Origin of the sequence: Paenibacillus sepulcri (assembly GCF_042647105.1) — a bacterium.
In the GTDB taxonomy this organism is placed as follows: Bacteria; Bacillota; Bacilli; order Paenibacillales; family Paenibacillaceae; genus Paenibacillus_Z; species Paenibacillus_Z sepulcri.
In genome coordinates this window covers 1822646-1839245 of record NZ_JBHRUP010000001.1, presented here as the reverse complement: position 1 = coordinate 1839245, position 16600 = coordinate 1822646, and the positions used below count along the sequence as shown (strand labels likewise).

Annotated in this window: 11 protein-coding genes; 9 read left to right on the top strand and 2 right to left on the bottom strand. The window is 49.0% G+C overall.

The window, feature by feature from the left end; translation table 11 throughout:
* The first annotated feature begins 80 nt into the window (after positions 1 to 80).
* The 5 genes from ACFOLF_RS08125 (at position 81) to ACFOLF_RS08105 (ending at position 7916) form a co-directional block, all read left to right on the top strand.
* Positions 81 to 1751 carry an ABC transporter substrate-binding protein gene (locus tag ACFOLF_RS08125; RefSeq protein ID WP_379114018.1) on the top strand — a complete coding sequence of 557 codons (1671 nt, stop codon included), beginning with the start codon at positions 81 to 83 and terminating at the stop codon, positions 1749 to 1751.
* Positions 1752 to 1867: 116 nt separating this feature from the next.
* On the top strand, positions 1868 to 4210 hold the full coding sequence (locus ACFOLF_RS08120) for a helix-turn-helix domain-containing protein (protein WP_210037939.1): 2343 nt from the start codon (positions 1868 to 1870) through the stop codon (positions 4208 to 4210).
* A 34-nt stretch (positions 4211 to 4244) separates the two neighbouring features.
* Positions 4245 to 5126 carry a phytanoyl-CoA dioxygenase family protein gene (locus tag ACFOLF_RS08115; RefSeq protein WP_210037938.1) on the top strand — a complete coding sequence of 294 codons (882 nt, stop codon included), beginning with the start codon at positions 4245 to 4247 and terminating at the stop codon, positions 5124 to 5126.
* A gap of 69 nt (positions 5127 to 5195) precedes the next feature.
* Positions 5196 to 6479 carry an alpha-L-fucosidase gene (locus ACFOLF_RS08110; RefSeq protein ID WP_379219436.1) on the top strand — a complete coding sequence of 428 codons (1284 nt, stop codon included), beginning with the start codon at positions 5196 to 5198 and terminating at the stop codon, positions 6477 to 6479.
* A gap of 411 nt (positions 6480 to 6890) precedes the next feature.
* Entirely contained in the window at positions 6891 to 7916 is a 1026-nt protein-coding gene (locus ACFOLF_RS08105; protein WP_210037936.1) for a hypothetical protein, read from the top strand.
* 213 nt (positions 7917 to 8129) lie between these two features.
* Here the strand turns inward: ACFOLF_RS08105 and ACFOLF_RS08100 are convergent, their stop codons facing one another.
* Entirely contained in the window at positions 8130 to 8894 is a 765-nt protein-coding gene (locus ACFOLF_RS08100) for an SDR family NAD(P)-dependent oxidoreductase (RefSeq protein WP_210037935.1), read from the bottom strand.
* A gap of 112 nt (positions 8895 to 9006) precedes the next feature.
* Complete coding sequence (locus ACFOLF_RS08095; RefSeq protein ID WP_210037934.1) at positions 9007 to 9585, bottom strand: TetR/AcrR family transcriptional regulator; 579 nt, start codon at positions 9583 to 9585, stop codon at positions 9007 to 9009.
* Between the two features lie 130 nt (positions 9586 to 9715).
* Here ACFOLF_RS08095 and ACFOLF_RS08090 point away from each other — a divergent pair, with 130 nt between their 5' ends.
* From ACFOLF_RS08090 to ACFOLF_RS08075, 4 genes are all read left to right on the top strand, one after another.
* The gene (locus ACFOLF_RS08090) at positions 9716 to 10132 is read left to right on the top strand and encodes an Rrf2 family transcriptional regulator (RefSeq protein WP_210038084.1); all 417 of its coding nucleotides are present in this window, start codon (positions 9716 to 9718) and stop codon (positions 10130 to 10132) included.
* 198 nt (positions 10133 to 10330) lie between these two features.
* Positions 10331 to 11200, top strand: coding sequence for an SDR family oxidoreductase (locus ACFOLF_RS08085; RefSeq protein ID WP_210037933.1), 870 nt, complete (start codon positions 10331 to 10333; stop codon positions 11198 to 11200).
* Between the two features lie 178 nt (positions 11201 to 11378).
* A complete protein-coding gene (locus ACFOLF_RS08080; RefSeq protein WP_210037932.1) occupies positions 11379 to 12224 on the top strand; it encodes a polysaccharide deacetylase family protein in 846 nt (281 codons plus the stop codon).
* 409 nt (positions 12225 to 12633) lie between these two features.
* Entirely contained in the window at positions 12634 to 16569 is a 3936-nt protein-coding gene (locus tag ACFOLF_RS08075) for a pectinesterase family protein (RefSeq protein WP_210037931.1), read from the top strand.
* The last annotated feature ends 31 nt before the right edge of the window (positions 16570 to 16600 follow it).

The following is a 16600-nucleotide window of genomic DNA, read 5'->3' as shown; positions in this document are numbered from 1 at the left end:
GTGAAACAGTCCGGTATAGATACAAACAGGCTTGATAACGGGAAGGGCCGCAATATCCAATAAAAAGGAGATGGTATCATTTGAAGAAGACGTCAGTTATTACTTTCATGCTGCTGATGACCGTTATGCTTGTATTATCGGGTTGCTCCAACGGCAATGGGAACAACGGTGAAGGAGCGGCAACTCCGCCTGCAGAGGGCGCAGAAGAAACCGGAGATAATGCGACGGAAGGGGAGGCGTCCTCGCGGGTCACCATAAAAACGTTCACCGCGCAAGGAACGAATTACAACCTCGACACGAACTGGTTTACGCAGCATGTGGAGCAGAAATTCGGTATCGATTTTGATTTTCAGGTCACGACCTGGGATGCCGGTGCGGCCGTGGAGGAGAGAAAGATCGCACTGGCAAGCGGCGACTATCCCGAGCTCTTCCTGATGATTCCATGGGTGGACAAATTTTCGGCTTCGGAAATGATTCAATATGGAAAACAAGGAATACTGCTTCCGTTGAACAATCTGATCAAGGAGCATGCGCCGAATCTTCAGGCTGTGCTTGACAGCGACCAGAACTTCCGGGCTATCGCAACGTCCCCTGACGGCAATATTTATGCGGTGCCGCAGCTGATTGAATGCTTTCACTGCCAGCACGGGGCAAAGGATTGGATCAACAACGAGTGGCTGAAAAAACTGGGGCTGGAAATGCCGACTACTACAGAAGAATTCAGAGCCGTAATGAAGGCGTTCAAAACTCAGGACCCGAATGGCAACGGTAAAGAGGACGAAATCGGACAGACCGGTCACACGACCGCGTCGATCATACCGTTTCTGATGAACGCATTCATCTATGATGACAATAACAGCCGTATGCTGGTGAATGGCGGCAAAGTGAGCTATGCGCCGATTCAGCCGGAATGGAGGGAAGGGACGGCCTATCTTGCATCCATTTATAAAGAAGGGTTAATTGACCCCAGCGCATTCACGCAGAATATGGAGGCATTCGGCCAGCTGGCCAATAATGCGGATGGAATTCTGATGGGCGCCGCTACCGGATTGCCGACTAATCTGGACTACCAGAAACAATACGATGTCATCCCTCCGCTGACAGGTCCAAGCGGCAAGCGGTTCACTACCCTCGGCTCGACGAGCACGGTTGGCGGGACCTTCGCGCTGACGAACAAGGCTAGCGAGGAAGCGAAGATCAAGGCGATCCAGCTCCTGGATTATTTATTCACGGAAGAAGGACAGATGCTCGGATATCTCGGCAAAGAAGGAGTCGGCTGGCGGAAGCCGCAGGAAGGGGACATTGCTTTGAACAAGGAGGTGGAGCCTTTGTTTTTCCGGATTCCCACAGAGCCGGGGACAGCGTATCCCAACACCGATTGGGCGGCCATCGCCCAGTATTTCCAACCGAGGGAATTTCGCGACAGATGGGTATCGTCGACGGACATCTATTCGGCAGGCGGCTTCGAGCGAAGGCTGCAGGAGGCGACATATCTGTACGAGAATCTGTATCCGGAAGAGATTTTTCCATATTGGGCGATGTGGTACGACCCCGCGGTTGTGGACGAGTTCGCGATGCTGGAAACCAACATCAAAAATTACGTTCAACAGAATTTGCTGCAATTCGTGACCGGCTCGAAAGATATCGATAAAGAATGGGATACCTACGTAAAAGGGCTTGAGCAGCTGAATCTGAAACGCTATCTGGAGATTCAGCAGCAGGCGTATGACCAATATCTTGCGAAACAATAGAGAGTGAACCATGTGTATCTTCAGTGTTTTCGCTGCTCTTTTACGTGCTGCCGGTAAACGCGTGAGCGTTTCCATTATAAATGGAAGATGATCATGAATTTCAGGGGGTAACAGCCATGTACAAATCGAACTTCACTAAAGTATTTAAACGATTTTTGATTTCGTACATCGTCATACTCTTGATTCCTCTTCTGGCCGGTTTTATCTCCGCCCGGGTATCGATAGACATCGCCAAATCCAGTTCGATCGAGAGCAGCATGTCGTTATTGAGCCAAAGCAAAATGATCTTGGAACGCAGAATGGATGAAGTCGACGGTTTTGCCAGGCAACTATCGGTCAATCATGATTTGAACCGAATCATGGCGAGAACACTTGATGACGAAGACAGTCGGGTTTACCGGCTCTGGGAGGTATCGCGCGATATATCGGCTTATGCCCAGACGAACGATTTCCTAAATGATTTCTATATTTATCTCAATCTTCACGACGTCGTGATAACGCCAGGGTCTGTGTTCAACAGACCTGAGCACTATTACAATCTTCATCATTATGCGGATCTTCCCTATGAGCAATGGAAGCAGACGCTTAACCAAAGCCACCAGCGGGAAATTCTTCCGAGCCAGGCTTTTATCAGAGGCGAACAAACTTATCCGGTCGTTACTTATGTGCAATCCCTGCAGTCGGGCTTTACGCAGCCGCAGGGTACGGTAGTGGTTTTGATCGATCAGAAGAAAATCAGCGACATGCTCCAAAGCATCCCCCAGCGGTTCGGGGGATGGGCATATATCGCCGACCCGGAAGGCAATATTATGGCCTCCTCCGGGATCGACAGGGTTGGTATCGAAGCCATGAATACCGCCTCGATACTGGAGAATCCGAATGCGTCCGTCATTCAGGGCGGCGAGACGCTGTTGATTTCCGACAGGTCTGATTATAATGGCTGGTACTATATTGCAGGAATACCCAGGAAGACGTTAATGGAGAATGCTTCCATTATTAAACGGATCACCTGGATCGTGACAGGGAGCACTTTCCTGATCGGACTTGCGGTTTGCCTGTTAATGGCCTACCGGAACAGTTCTCCGATCCACTCCTTGACGGAAATCATCCGTGAGCAGATACATCCGGAAACGTCCAGGCCAGTCAACGAATATGATTTCCTGAGGGGCAACATCTCCCGATTGATAACCAGCAATAAATTCCTGGAGGCCGAGCTGAAGCAGCAGATTCCCCTTCTCAGGGATGCCGTCATGAAACGCCTGCTTCACGGGGAATTCAGTACATCGAGCGGCATTGAAGCCGCTCTTGTCCAGGCGGGCATCGAATTTCAGGGGGACTTCGGATATGTTGGAATTATACAAATTAACGGCTACGGCGGGATGGAAAGCCCCGAGATTTATGACGAGCTGAATGCCGCTCGCCTCCTTGTCAAGCAGACGCTGCATCAGGCGGATTCAATTCCGTACACAACGGATCTCCATCTGGACAAGATTGCCATCCTGTTTCCCGTGTGCCGGGATGAGCGGCTTAAGGCGGTCGGCGATATCGAGAAAGTCGTGACCGTTCTCATCCGGACTCTGTCAAAGAACCATCATATTTCCCTTACGGTTTCAATGGGGGGGTTATTTACGGGCTATAGCGATATTTACCGTTCTTTGGACGAAGCCAAGCAAACGATGGAGTATTGCGCCCTCATGAAGGGCGGCAGTTTGTTCTGGTATCATGAAACGACCAAAGAAAGCGCTCTCTATTATTATCCGATAGATTTGGAACTCCGCCTGATGAACGTCATGAAAACCGGCGAAATTTCCGAGGCCATCCGAATTTTGAGGCAAATTTTCGACCAGAATTTCAGAGAGCGGGATTTATCGGCGGAAATGGCGCACGACTTTGTTGATGAGATTAAGGCGACGCTTCTCAAATCGTTTGATCCGAAAGTATTTGGAGATGCGAAAGAGATGGAACGGCTAAAAGGGCTGCTGAAACGGATTCAACTGCAGGATGGACTGACACAGGTCCGGGGAGCGGCGGAGCAAGTGATCGCCGAGTATGGCACGCTGGTCCTTCAGCGGAAGAAAGATTCGGATCATGGCACTGTGAAAAGAATCAAGCATTACCTGGAAGATAACTATGGTAACCCCGAGTTGAATTTGCATCTGATCGCCGAACGGGAAGGCCGGCCGGAGAAGTTCATCTCGCAGCTGTTCAAGGAGCAGATCGGCGAATATGTATCGGAATTTCTGGAGAATATTCGTTTGCATAAAGCTGCCGGGCTGCTGCTCCATTCGGATCGGACCATCGAGGATATTTCCAGTCACGTTGGCTACCATAGTCCGTATTCCTTCAGGCGGGCGTTCAAACGGTTATTCGATGTAACCCCAAATCATTACCGGAAAATGATGAGCTATCGCTCAGACTCGGAGAGCGTCCAGCAGGGTCGGACATTCCTTGAAAAATGATAGAAGGAGAAAGCACAAAAGGGAGAGGAAAAATATGCTGACGGAAGATCAGAAACGAACGTATTACGAGGATGGCGTGCTGGTGATAAAGGACATGATTCCATCGGAGAAGCTGCTAAATTACAGGGACGCATACGAACGTATGGTGGAAAAAGTCAGGGCGCATCCGAATGCCAAGGAGGAATACAATGCCAGACTGATCGGGGGCAAGACGAATACGGAATCGCCGACCGAGGAGGAGCAGAAGGAAATATGGGGGGCTGACTGGCTTCTCCATCCCGACCTGTACGAACCGGAGTTTACCGACTACCTGGAGAACGAGAAGCTGATTTCTGCCCTGCAATGCTTACTTGGCCCGGATCTAGAGCTGTATGGACTCAAGGCTTTATGGTCGCCGGTCAATATCACGTATGACTTGTATTGGCACCGCGACGGCAAGCAGGACTCTTATTCCACGGACGGAGGCATCCCTCCGGGATGGCTGCAGTGGAATACGGCGCTCTACCGGGAAGAGAGCTTTCATGTGGTCAAGGGCTCGCACAGAAGGCCTCTGAGCGAAGAGGAAAGCACCATATACGGCACGACGAAGCCGGTGGCAAACCAGGAAGTGCTCGTGCTGGAGCCGGGTGAAGCTCTGTTCATGCACCAGGCCGTGCTGCACCGGGGTAAGGCGCTGTCCACTTCGAAACGCCGGGCATTCCATTACATCGTGGCGCGAACGGACTTCGCGGTTGGCACGAGAAGGCTCCGGCAATTCAAGGAATGGTACGATCAATTGAATCTCGGCCAGAAGCTGGGGCCGATATCCAAACCGCTGTTCGAGAATTTCTTCGCTTGGGAAGGGCGGACCTTCGACGACAATACGTATCCGTACCCGCCCGGTGGTCGCAGCCCAGACAAGAAAGAGCAAAATTAAATCTTCATTGGTGGAAAGAAGCGCTTCAGAGGCAGGACGAATAAAAAAGGAAAAGGAGAATGAATTGATATGCAGGATACTCCGCAAACACCGAAAACGTCATTTGACATGAATTGGAGCCCGTTGATGCGCCAAACTCCGGATTGGTTTCGCGACGCAAAGTTTGGTCTCTTCTTCCATTGGGGACCTTATAGTGTGCCAGCATGCGAGAATGAATGGTACTCCAGAAACATGTATGCCAAAGGGCTCCCGCAGAACGAGCATCATGTCAATAAGTATGGCATGCTGAACGAATTCGGATATAAGGATTTCTATAAGGACTTCACAGCAGAAAAATTCGATGCCAGCGTCTGGGCCGAGCTAGTCGTTCGTTCAGGAGCCAAATATGCCGGCCCTGTTACGGAGCACGCCGACAATTTTTCTCTATGGAACAGCAAAATTAACCCGGTAAACTCCATGAACTATGGACCCCGAAGGGATGTCGTGGGGGAGTTCGGAGAGGCAATCAGGACAAGAGGATTGCATTTCATCGCGACCTTTCATCATCAGTGGCTATGGGGATGGTTCATGTCTACTGATCCCAGCGCAGATGTATATCATCCTGACAATGAGAGATTTTACGGCAAGGCGCTTCCACTGGAGACAAACCGGTATATTCCATGGCGATTACCGGATGACGAATTTAACCAGGTATGGATGGAAAAAGTTGTCGAAGTTATCGATACCTACAACCCCGATCTTGTTTACTTCGACAGCCGTGCGAACATTATAGCCGAGCGTTACAAGCATCGGCTCCTGGAGCATTATTACAGTAGACCAGGTTCGCGAAGCGATACGGTAATCAGCTATAAGCAGACGGATTTTCCCCCAGGCTCAGGTATCGTGGATTTGGAGCGGGGAAGATTTTCAGACGTACAAAGCTTCGAATGGCAGATTGACGATCGCCTGGAGGCCAAGCGGACATGGTGTTATATAGAGGGTGCGACCTACCGGTCAGCTGGAGATATCATACGGCAACTGTGTGACGTGGTCAGCAAAAACGGAAATTTGCTGCTTAACGTCGGACCGAAAGCGGATGGAACATTCGCGGACGAGGCGAAATCCGTCCTTTATGAAATCGGTGACTGGCTGTCACAGTATGGTGAAGCCATCTTTGGGAGCCGACCGTTTACGGTATTCGGGGAGGGAGCTACGGAAGTTAAGGACTCCAATTTTGATGTCGATCAAATTGAAGAGCAAACTCAATCCGGCACTTTCAACGTGGCGGCGGAAGATGGATTTTCGACCAATGATATCCGTTTTACAACAAAAGACAACATCCTTTATGCCATTATAATGGGGGGGCTCGAATAAGAAACAGCTGCGCATAAACAGTCTCGCCGATGGAGCTGGACTTTCATCGAAGTCCATCATCCGCATTGATTTGATCGGCGGGAATGAAAACCTGGAATGGAGCCGTAACAGCACCGCTTTGACGGTGCAACTAGGAGGAGGAATGCCGTCCCCACACGCCAATGTCCTGAGAATTGAATTTCGTTAGCGGCGCAAGAAACAACGGAAAAAAGTTTGGATTCCAAGCATGAAGTTGGTATTATCTCCTTTAGAAATCCTGCGGTTATCAAGAGGAACGAGTGGAATTGGAGGATGGACGAGGCGGAGAAGGGAGTTCAAGGCGGCCGGCAAGATCCATTAGCGCGGCTGTCTCCGCGGGAAAATCGCTGGACTCCGGCAAAATGATGAACCAAGCGAGAGGATGCGGTTCCGATGGAAAAGCAGGATATTGCCCGTTATTTGACCCCCTGTAAGCTTGGCAGGCCGGTGTTGACCGGTTCGGGCGAGCCGGGCGCATTCGATGAGAAAGCGGTCGATTGTCCGTTTGTATTTTGGCATGGCGGCACCTATTACATGATGTACGTCGGATTTAACGGCATCGGCTATCAAACGGCGCTGGCGACGAGCGAAAATCTGCTGGACTGGTTGCATCTCGGAACTATTCTGAAGCGCGGGGATGGCAACGGCTGGGACAGCAAAAATACGGCCGGCTGCTGGATTCTCCGCGAAAATGATCTGAATGGGCTGCCGAAGCTGAAAAAATGGAAAAACCGCTATTGGCTGATCTATCATACCTATCCGGAGGATGGCTACGAGGAGGGAGCGGGGCGGTTCGGCCTTGCCTGGACAGAGGATGAAAGCCTGCTGACATGGAATCGTCTGCCGAAACCGATTCTTACCCCGGAGGAAGGTGCCGAGTGGGAACGGGGCGGCCTGTACAAGGAATGTCTGCTGGAGCATGAAGGGAAATTCTATTTATTCTACAACGCCAAAAATATCCCGGATGGCGGACGTCCATGGATCGAGCAGACAGGGCTGGCCGTGTCGTCAAATCTGACGGACTGGGAGCGGCATGCCGGCAATCCCGTGCTTCAGGTATCTCCGGACCGTTGGGATTCGCGGTTCGTGAGCGATCCATGCGTTCTGCGCGACGGAGACCGCTGGGTCATGTATTTCTTCGGCTACGACGGCAAGCATGCCCAGGAGGGTATCGCTCTTTCGGATAACTTGACCGAATGGAGCAAATATCGGGAGCCGATTCTGACCAGCGGGCAGGAAGGCGGCATCGATTCGATACATGCGCACAAGCCTTCGGTCGTCCGGCATAATGGGATTCTGTATCACTTCTACTGCGCCTGCCGGCCTCATAGGGAGGGTGACCCGACCATCAATTGGGGCAGCGAGTTTCGTTCGATCAGCGTCGCCGTCTCCGAACCGGTGGAAGACAAGCTTCTTTAGCCTGCAACAGGTTCCCCTGCAGTCATGGAATAAGAGCGTACCATCTATCTTTTCACTATCCTGCAGTACCTTCCATGTATACTTACTTCCACACAATGATAAGGGCGGCACTTTTGTGCCGCCCTTATCGATCTACAATAGCAGCCAACCGAATACAGGTAATCGTCCTTTTCTTATGCCTCCCGCATTTCAGATGGAATTGGCATGTATGGATTACCAAGGAAGCGTGTTTTCCAGGAAGAAGAAGGAGCCGGTTGGACCATCCTCAGGCAATGTTGCCGCCATAATGCTCGTACGGCTGCCTTCCACCTCATCAATATCCGCTGCACCGCCACCGATTCTGGTGCTAACCCAACCCGGATGAATGGAATTAACTTTAATCGGTGTGCCCCTGAGTTCCGCTGCCAAATGTATGGTGAAGGCGTTGAGCGCTGCTTTGGATGCGTTATACGCAAAGGTCTTCACGGAATAAAGGGGTGAGTCAGGATTTGCCTGCAGGGAGAGTGAGCCCAATATGCTGGAAAGGTTGACGATGCGTCCGGCATCAGATTTGCGAATCAGCGGCAAAAGAAGCTGTGTCAGATCAATTTGAGCAAAGAAGTTGGCATCAAATGTATCCCGCAAAACCTTCGATGACAGGGTACTTGTCCGGTTGATAACCTCGATGGACACACTTTCCTGATCCAGCAAAACCCCTGCATTGTTAATCAGGATATCCAGCTTTCCATAGTTCTCATTCAAGTATTGATAAGCTGCCACATTATCTTCATGCACAGTGACATCGAGTTTAATACTTTCGACTTTGAACCCTTCTTCTTTAAATTGTTGAGCGGCTTCCATCCCTTTTTGAGCATCACGCGCACCGATTACTACCGTAGCTCCTAATTGAGCCAGACCGCGAACCGTTTCCAATCCAATTCCCCGGGCTCCGCCCGTTACCAATGCCACTTTACCGTTTAAATCCTGTGTTGTTGTCATATCTAAATCGTCTCCTTTAATTTTAATAGTATGTGGGTGGGGGTGAAATTTCTTGACGAGAAGTGCAATTTTTACGGGAACGATCATTCTCTTATGCTTAAAAAAAAACGGTTTACTTTTTTAAAATCTTCATAAATATGGCGGCTCTATCGTAAAGCTTTTCTTTGCTGATCGATGTCCGTGCCAGTACTCTTAGTCCCAATAGCGTATTTTGCATGGACGCCGCCAGATCTTGGGCATCATAATCCGTTGAGAATTCATCGTTCTGCTGTCCCCACTGAATAATAGATGCGAGCAGCTGTTCTTCCTTTGCAAAGCCCGTAATGGCCTTGGCATCAGTAACAGCATCACGTGCGCCCAGCTCAACTGCTGCATTTACAAACAGACAACCCGTAGGGGTATTGTCGGTTTTATCGATGGTGTACTTGAAAATGAAACGTATAGCTTGATCAGCCGTTTCAGCTTTTTTAATTCCTGTCTCAAGATTTCTGTCCATAATTTCTCCGTAACGGTCCATAGCCTTGAGAAACAATGCGTGTTTGTCGCTGAAGGTATCATACAGGCTTCTTCTATGAATTCCCATATGTTCAACAAGATCAGCCATGGATGTTTTTTCGTAGCCCTGTTCCCAGAAGAGCTGCATGGCCTTATGAAGAACTGCATTCTCGTCATATTCTTTGCTTCTTGCCATTCAAGTTCACCTCCCGAAGTCATCTTATCATTACGGGAACGATTAGTAAAGAATGATTTTAAAATGACTGGTATGAATCTTGACATAACAATTGGTAGTAACTATAATGGTTACAACGGTGGTGATTACCTTGAAACAAATTAGCACGCGTTTTTCGATGGCTGTTCATATCCTTTCCCTGATTGCTGTCAATGTGAACGAATTGACCGGGGACTACATTGCAGGCAGTGTGAATACAAATCCTGTGGTAATCCGAAGAATTATGGGGATGTTAAAAAAAGCGGGGCTAGTGGAAATACGTCCTGGGGTAGGTGGCGCTTCTCTTCTTAAGGCGCCTGAGGAAATTACGCTTCTTGATATATATCGCGCTGTTAATGTGATTGAAGATAACCAATTATTCCGTGTTCATGAAGAACCGAATATAAGATGCCAAGTCGGCCGGAATATCGAGACAGTTCTCCGAGCCGAATTGTATGAGGCTCAATCCGCTATGGAACAGAGGTTGGCACAAACGACATTGAGTCAACTCACTTCAAGATTCACTTAAATGAGAGCTCCCATAAGAGCTTTTATTTAAATATAAGAAAGTATAAAATTTGACCTATACGATGCTTATATTTTTGGGGAAGAAACTAACTTTGCCGCCAAAAGACGGCGAAGCCGTTTCTTCTTATATAAACATGTTGTAATCTATACGGTTATAACGAAATTGATTACAATTAATCACATTAGGAGGAATGCGAAGATGAAAATCTTGGTGACAGGCGCAACAGGGAAATTGGGAACGAAAGTAGTTGAAACGCTGCTGAAATCAATACCCGCTAATCAATTAGCGGTCAGCGTTCGCGACCCGGAAAAAGCAGCAGGACTGCAAGCCCGGGGAGTAGAAATTCGGCATGGGGATTTTGACCGCCCGGAAACATTGGATTCCGCCTTTGCGGGTATCGACCGGCTCTTAATCATATCAGCAGATGGGGACAACGAGACAAGAATTCGCCAACATACTAATGCGGTAGCAGCGGCGCAGCGGGCGCAAGTTGGATTCATTGCCTATACCAGTGCAGTAAATGCGAGTGAAAGCAAGCTGTTCCTTGCTCTCGTACACCGTGTCACGGAAGAAGCCATTATTAAAACGGGAATTCCGTACTCCTTCCTGAGAAACAACTGGTACTTGGAGAATGAGATCGGGAGCATTCAAGGAGTGTTGGCAGGAGCGCCGTGGGTGACATCTGCTGGTAAAGGCAAGACTGGCTGGGCTTCACGTCAGGATTACGCAGAGGCAGCGGCAGCAGTATTGGCGCAAGAGGGGCACGAGAATACGATCTATGAGCTTTCTGGCAAACTGTTGACTCAAGAAGAACTGGTGTCTGTTATTGGAGCCGTATTAGGTAAAGAAGTATCTGTGCAGCAAGTCGATGATGCCCAGTATGCCGAAATCATGAAAGGCGCGGGCGTGCCAGACTTCGTCATCCCTATTCTCGTGGGTATCCAGCAGGGCATCCGGGAAGGCACACTTGAGATCGAAAGCAGTGATTTGGAAAAGCTGCTCGGTCGTCCAGCAACGCCAATCAGGGAGGCACTGACCCAAATCATTAACGGAATCTCTCAAGTTTAATAAATGAATTCCATTAGAAAACCGTCCTTTCGCTAAGTGAGGGCGGTTTTTTTCTATGGGATTTCGGCGGAAAACTTGAAATTAACGCATCATTCATTCTTCATTCTGTATAATTTATGGGCAATAACAACAACCTAAATGACATGAAAAAATTTAAAAACGGGGGCTGCACAACTACATGAAACTAAATTGGCTCATTCCATTTCTTGTCGTTCTATCTATAGGTTCTGGTTGTACACAAAGAAGTATAGATCAAAAAGCGCCGCAGCCTGAACCGCGCAGCCTGACTGAGCAATCCAAAATACAATCACAGTCTGCAACACCTGATCTATTGGATGGGTCGGAGCAAAAAGTCCGTCAACCCCATTCCCTCTCTCTATCGGATTTGCGAAATAAATACCAAAGTACATTTCTGCTAAATGGTTCTGCAAAAAAACGTGAAGTCGCTTTGACATTCGACGATGCGCCTGATGCTGATTTCACCCCGCAAATACTTGACGTTTTGAAAAAAGCGGGAGTCAAAGCAACATTTTTTGTGATTGGAAACCGGGCTGAATCACACCCCGATATCATGAAACGCATTGTTCAGGATGGCCATTTAATTGGTAATCATTCCTACAATCACGCGAATCTCCCGAAATTGTCCGACGCCGAGTTTCGGTATCAAATTAATAAAACGGATCAGCTTATTCGTCAATTCACCGGATTTACCCCGAAAATTGTCAGGCCGCCTTATGGAAATATAAGTGAGAGACAAATCCAGTGGTTAGCGAGTCAGCACAAAAAAATTGTGAATTGGAACGTAGATTCTCTGGATTGGAAAGGTTTAAAGGCCGAACAGGTAGAGGGGAATATTCTTGCCCATGTGTACCCGGGATCCATTATTTTGCAGCATGCTGCCGGTGGAACGGGTGAGGATCTATCGGGAACGGTAAAGGCCCTGCCAAACATTATTAGCAAGCTTAAAAACGATGGGGTCAAGCTGGTTACGATTACCGAATTACTGAATATCCCCGCCAAATAAACAGGGTTACAGAGGATACCGAATGTCTGGGCGATCATGGCCCGGTAAGTTCAGCCATTCACGGTGAATGGCTGAGAAGATTCGTTCAAATTTGAGGAGTGGGCTCTTTAAGCAGTCTTGACTCAAAAATCCGGGTATTTAAGCGGTGTCATTAGTCCAGATCGTAATCATCATTACAGATCGTATATCAATAGAGCCTCTACATGAGCTAATGATTGTATCCGTAACCATGCGGGAAATGTACAGTGAAAGTGGAGTAAAGGCACAGAAATAATAATATGGAGGTCAACAGAGAATGAAGAGAGAAGCTTTTGGATAAGGCTGAGCAAGATCATTGACTGACTGCGGCATCGATGAGACAAACCGATCAGGATTTGAAGTAAGCTTATATAAGGAGATGAAAATGAAGATGTATAAAAAACCAACAATGATTATGTTAGCGCTTACAGTTATGTTGGTATCAGTCATGTTCCTTACAGGATTGCGTACGTCCGCCGAGGAGAATGACCCGCCTGAAGACAGCATCGATTCCGGGCTTATCTATGATTATCTTGTAGATAGCTCTCTTCCGGCAGATGTTCCCGAAGAGAAAAAATTTAGAACGCTGCAGGCGGCTTATGCAGCCGCGCCGGCAGGGACGGCAAACAAACCGACAGTGATTGGCCTGAAGCCGGATGTCTACCAAATTACGGGAACGGCGACCGAGCCGGGACTAACCATTACTAAAGACTATATAACCTTGCTTGGACTTACCGACGATAGAGGTAAAGTCGTGCTCGCCGACAATCGCGGTAATAAGCAAGGAGCCGGTACGGAGACGACTTCCAATAACGGTTATGTCGTCATTGTAAGAGCAACCGGTTTCACAGCCAAGAACCTTACATTCCTTAACTATACGAACATAGATTATGAATATCCGGGCGATCCGGGCAAAAACCTGACGAAGCGGTCGAATGTAGAAACACAGGCAGTGGCGCTGCAAGCGTCTGGTGACAAGCACACCTATATGAATGTTGCTTTCCTCAGCAGATTAGACACACTCTTCTTGCAGACTACGCGTTCCTATTGCAAGAATTGTTATCTGGAGGGTACTGCGGATTTTCTTGGAGGCGGAACAATCAGTGTCTGGGAAGACTCTGAGATTGCTTTTCCGGATGGTTATGGACCTGTAATGGCGGCATCAGGCATTGTCTTCATTAATACGAAATTCACATCAGATCGAGGCGTGGGCTTCTATAAAGGATTCTCGAATCCGGTTGCGCTGATCAACAGCACGCTTCCAGTATTCACCCCAACAACGCCTAACGTATGGGGAACTACGACCCCGATCATTAGAAATAATTTATATTCTCTTACGTTTAACACGAAGGACACCGCCGGTAAGAGAGCGGAATTTGTAGATAGCCTTAATGGCGAGCCTGCCAATCATACATCAAGAGAATTATCGGATGAGGAAGCGTTAGCCTTCAACCCCTGGAACCTGCTCCGCGCAACGCCAACGGGTGTCGCAGACGATTGGGATCCAGCGGACCTTAAAGAGCAATACGCAGACCAGGGCGACTTGATCTACAGAATGGCGATCACTAACGGAACGCAGTCGATTCGAACGGGTGGAGAAGGCGCTGTCCTTAAAGCCTCCGTCTCACCCGCAAGAGCGCCTGACAAGACAATTACATGGTCTACGGATTCAGACCTGATCTCTTTAAGCAGCAGCACAGGAGAGGAAATCGTTGTAACCGGCCGGAATACGACAGAACAAGCCGAGTATGTCACGGTCAGAGCAACTGCGGCTAACGGTTTTTATGTTACGGCGCATATTTATGTTGAGCCGGAATATATTGATCCGCCGGCATTTGTTGAAAAGCCGACTTTAAATGCACCGGCAAACGGCAAAGTAAGTCTCAATTATTCGATGGATCTGGGCAAGAAGGAGGATCAATCGGTCATTACATGGTACATTAGCGATGATGCTGAAGGAACAAATTCAAGAGCAATTGCCATGAGCAGAGGAAATTTGCCCTTGAAGGAGTACACGCTTACTCCGGGTGATGCTGGAAAATATATTCGTGCAGGCGTTGAGCCCAAGCACTCGATCAGTAATCCTGGCCCAGTGGAATACGCCATGGCTGCCGCACCGATCCGGGAGTCGGACATTCCGTCGATGAACGTTTCTCCTAACTTCCGAAATTTCGTCACAACAACAAACATGGCATACACAAGCGGTTTGTGGACCGTTGTCGGCAACTGGACGTCGGCAGCGGGGGCGAATCTGGTAAATGGCTATGGGGTTAGAGCGGCTTCGCAGGGAGCGGCGCTGTACTATCAGCAGGATGCCAAGTTTGGAGATATGCAAATCAATGCGGTGCTGTCGCCTGAGAAGATTGAAGGTCAAGGCTTTGGAAGCCCTGGCTCTGGCAGCGACGAACCACTCGTACAAAAATCGGATATCTTTATTAAATACGATCCGCGTACAAAGACCGGATACTCGTTGAGGTTCTGGAGAACAACGCAATCCGGACAGAAGGTCATGTTCCAGCTTTATAAGATTGACAATGGCGTAGGCCGACCTATTAGCGACACACAAGTATTAACGGGTGTTCTCAAGCCAAACACGTATATAAATCTCGCAATAACAGGGAATAGCTTTACGGTAAGCGCCTATAACGATGTGGACGACGAGGTATTATCCCTCGCGGAAATGATTGCTCCGAATGATTTTGGCGGGGCGGGCGTGCAATGGTCTGGAACCGTTTCGAACGGAAACAGCAATGTGTACAGCCGCTTTGATATATCCTACCCTGGGCCAGATCCAGGCACGCCGACAGATCCGGGCACGCCGACAGATCCGGGCACGCCGACAGATCCGGGCACGCCGGCAGATCCGGGCACGCCGGCAGATCCGGGCACGCCGACAGATCCGGGCACGCCGACAGATCCGGGCACGCCAACAGATCCGGGCACGCCAACAGATCCGGGCACGCCAACAGATCCGGGCACGCCAACAGATCCGGGCACGCCAACAGATCCGGGCACGCCGACAGATCCAGGCACGCCAATAAACCCTGACACTCCGGTGAATCCTGTAAATCAGAGTAGCGTAGCGGATGTTATGGTCAATGGGAAAGCTGAACATATAGGAACAGTAACGACGACATCCGAGAACAATCGTACAACGGCAGCGATAGTGATTAACTCTGAGGAGTTACAAGCTGTCCTTGAAAGAGCAGGCCAGCATGCAATCATTGAGATATCAACGAATTTGAGCTCTGATTCTGTTAGTGGAGAATTTACCGGCCAAATGGTCCAAATCATGGAGCAGAAACAGGCAGCTGTGAAAATAAAGACTCCGAATGCGACTTATACGCTGCCTGCACAGCAGATTAACATTGACAAGCTATCAGAACAATTTGGTGCAGGCGTAAGGCTCGAAGATATAAAAGTACAAATCAAGATAGCGGCACCGACGGCAGCAGCGATGGAAATCGTTGAGAATTCAGCGGCTAAAGGAGAATTCAGCATCATCGTTTCCCCGCTGGATTTCACGGTAAGAGCTTCTTACGGGGATACTGCAATTGAAGTGGCCAGGTTCAATGCTTATGTGGAACGTACAATTGCTGTACCGGAGGGTACTGATCCAGGAAAAATCACAACGGGTGTTGTTATTGAGCCTGACGGAACGGTTCGGCATGTACCTACCAAGGTTGTTGTGATTGACGGCAAGAATTTTATAAAAATAAACAGCCTGACAAACAGCACCTACACTGCAGTCTGGCACCCGGTTGAGTTTAAAGATGTCACGAGTCATTGGGCAAAAAATGCCGTTAATGATCTGGGGTCGCGAATGGTGATCCAGGGGGGCGGCGACGATCTGTTTAATCCGAATCAGGAGATTACACGGGCAGAATTCACAGCGATTCTTGTTCGAGGATTGGGCTTGAAGCTGGAAAGCGGAGCCGGTACGTTCTCGGATGTAAAAACATCGGATTGGTTCAGCGACGCGGTTCAAGCGGCAGACGCTTTTAACCTGATCAGTGGGTATGGAGATGGTACTTTCCGCCCGATGGATAGAATCACCCGGGAACAAGCGATGGCTATCATCGCTAATGCAATGAACATTACCGGCCTGAAAGCAACGCTTCCATCCAGAGCAGCAGAAGAATTGCTTCTTCTGTTTGCAGATGCCAATAAGGCCTCCGAATGGGCGATGGACGGTATTTATGGCAGCTTGCAGGCAGGAATCGTTATGGGCAGAAGCAGCGGGGAGCTTGCTCCGGCAGCTTACATCACCAGAGCAGAGGCTGCCATCCTTGTTCAGAGGCTTCTTCAGAAATCGAACCTGATATAAACCTGCGAGGACAAAAGGTTATCCTTCAAGC

Bases quoted from the DNA above. Each gene is read 5' to 3' on its own strand.
- ACFOLF_RS08115 (WP_210037938.1), top strand. From the start codon at position 4,245: ATGCTGACGGAAGATCAGAAACGAACGTATTACGAGGATGGCGTGCTG.
- ACFOLF_RS08120 (WP_210037939.1), top strand. From the start codon at position 1,868: ATGTACAAATCGAACTTCACTAAAGTATTTAAACGATTTTTGATTTCG.
- ACFOLF_RS08075 (WP_210037931.1), top strand. From the start codon at position 12,634: ATGTATAAAAAACCAACAATGATTATGTTAGCGCTTACAGTTATGTTG.
- ACFOLF_RS08105 (WP_210037936.1), top strand. From the start codon at position 6,891: ATGGAAAAGCAGGATATTGCCCGTTATTTGACCCCCTGTAAGCTTGGC.
- ACFOLF_RS08100 (WP_210037935.1), bottom strand. From the start codon at position 8,894: ATGACAACAACACAGGATTTAAACGGTAAAGTGGCATTGGTAACGGGC.
- ACFOLF_RS08110 (WP_379219436.1), top strand. From the start codon at position 5,196: ATGCAGGATACTCCGCAAACACCGAAAACGTCATTTGACATGAATTGG.
- ACFOLF_RS08085 (WP_210037933.1), top strand. From the start codon at position 10,331: ATGAAAATCTTGGTGACAGGCGCAACAGGGAAATTGGGAACGAAAGTA.
- ACFOLF_RS08080 (WP_210037932.1), top strand. From the start codon at position 11,379: ATGAAACTAAATTGGCTCATTCCATTTCTTGTCGTTCTATCTATAGGT.
- ACFOLF_RS08095 (WP_210037934.1), bottom strand. From the start codon at position 9,585: ATGGCAAGAAGCAAAGAATATGACGAGAATGCAGTTCTTCATAAGGCC.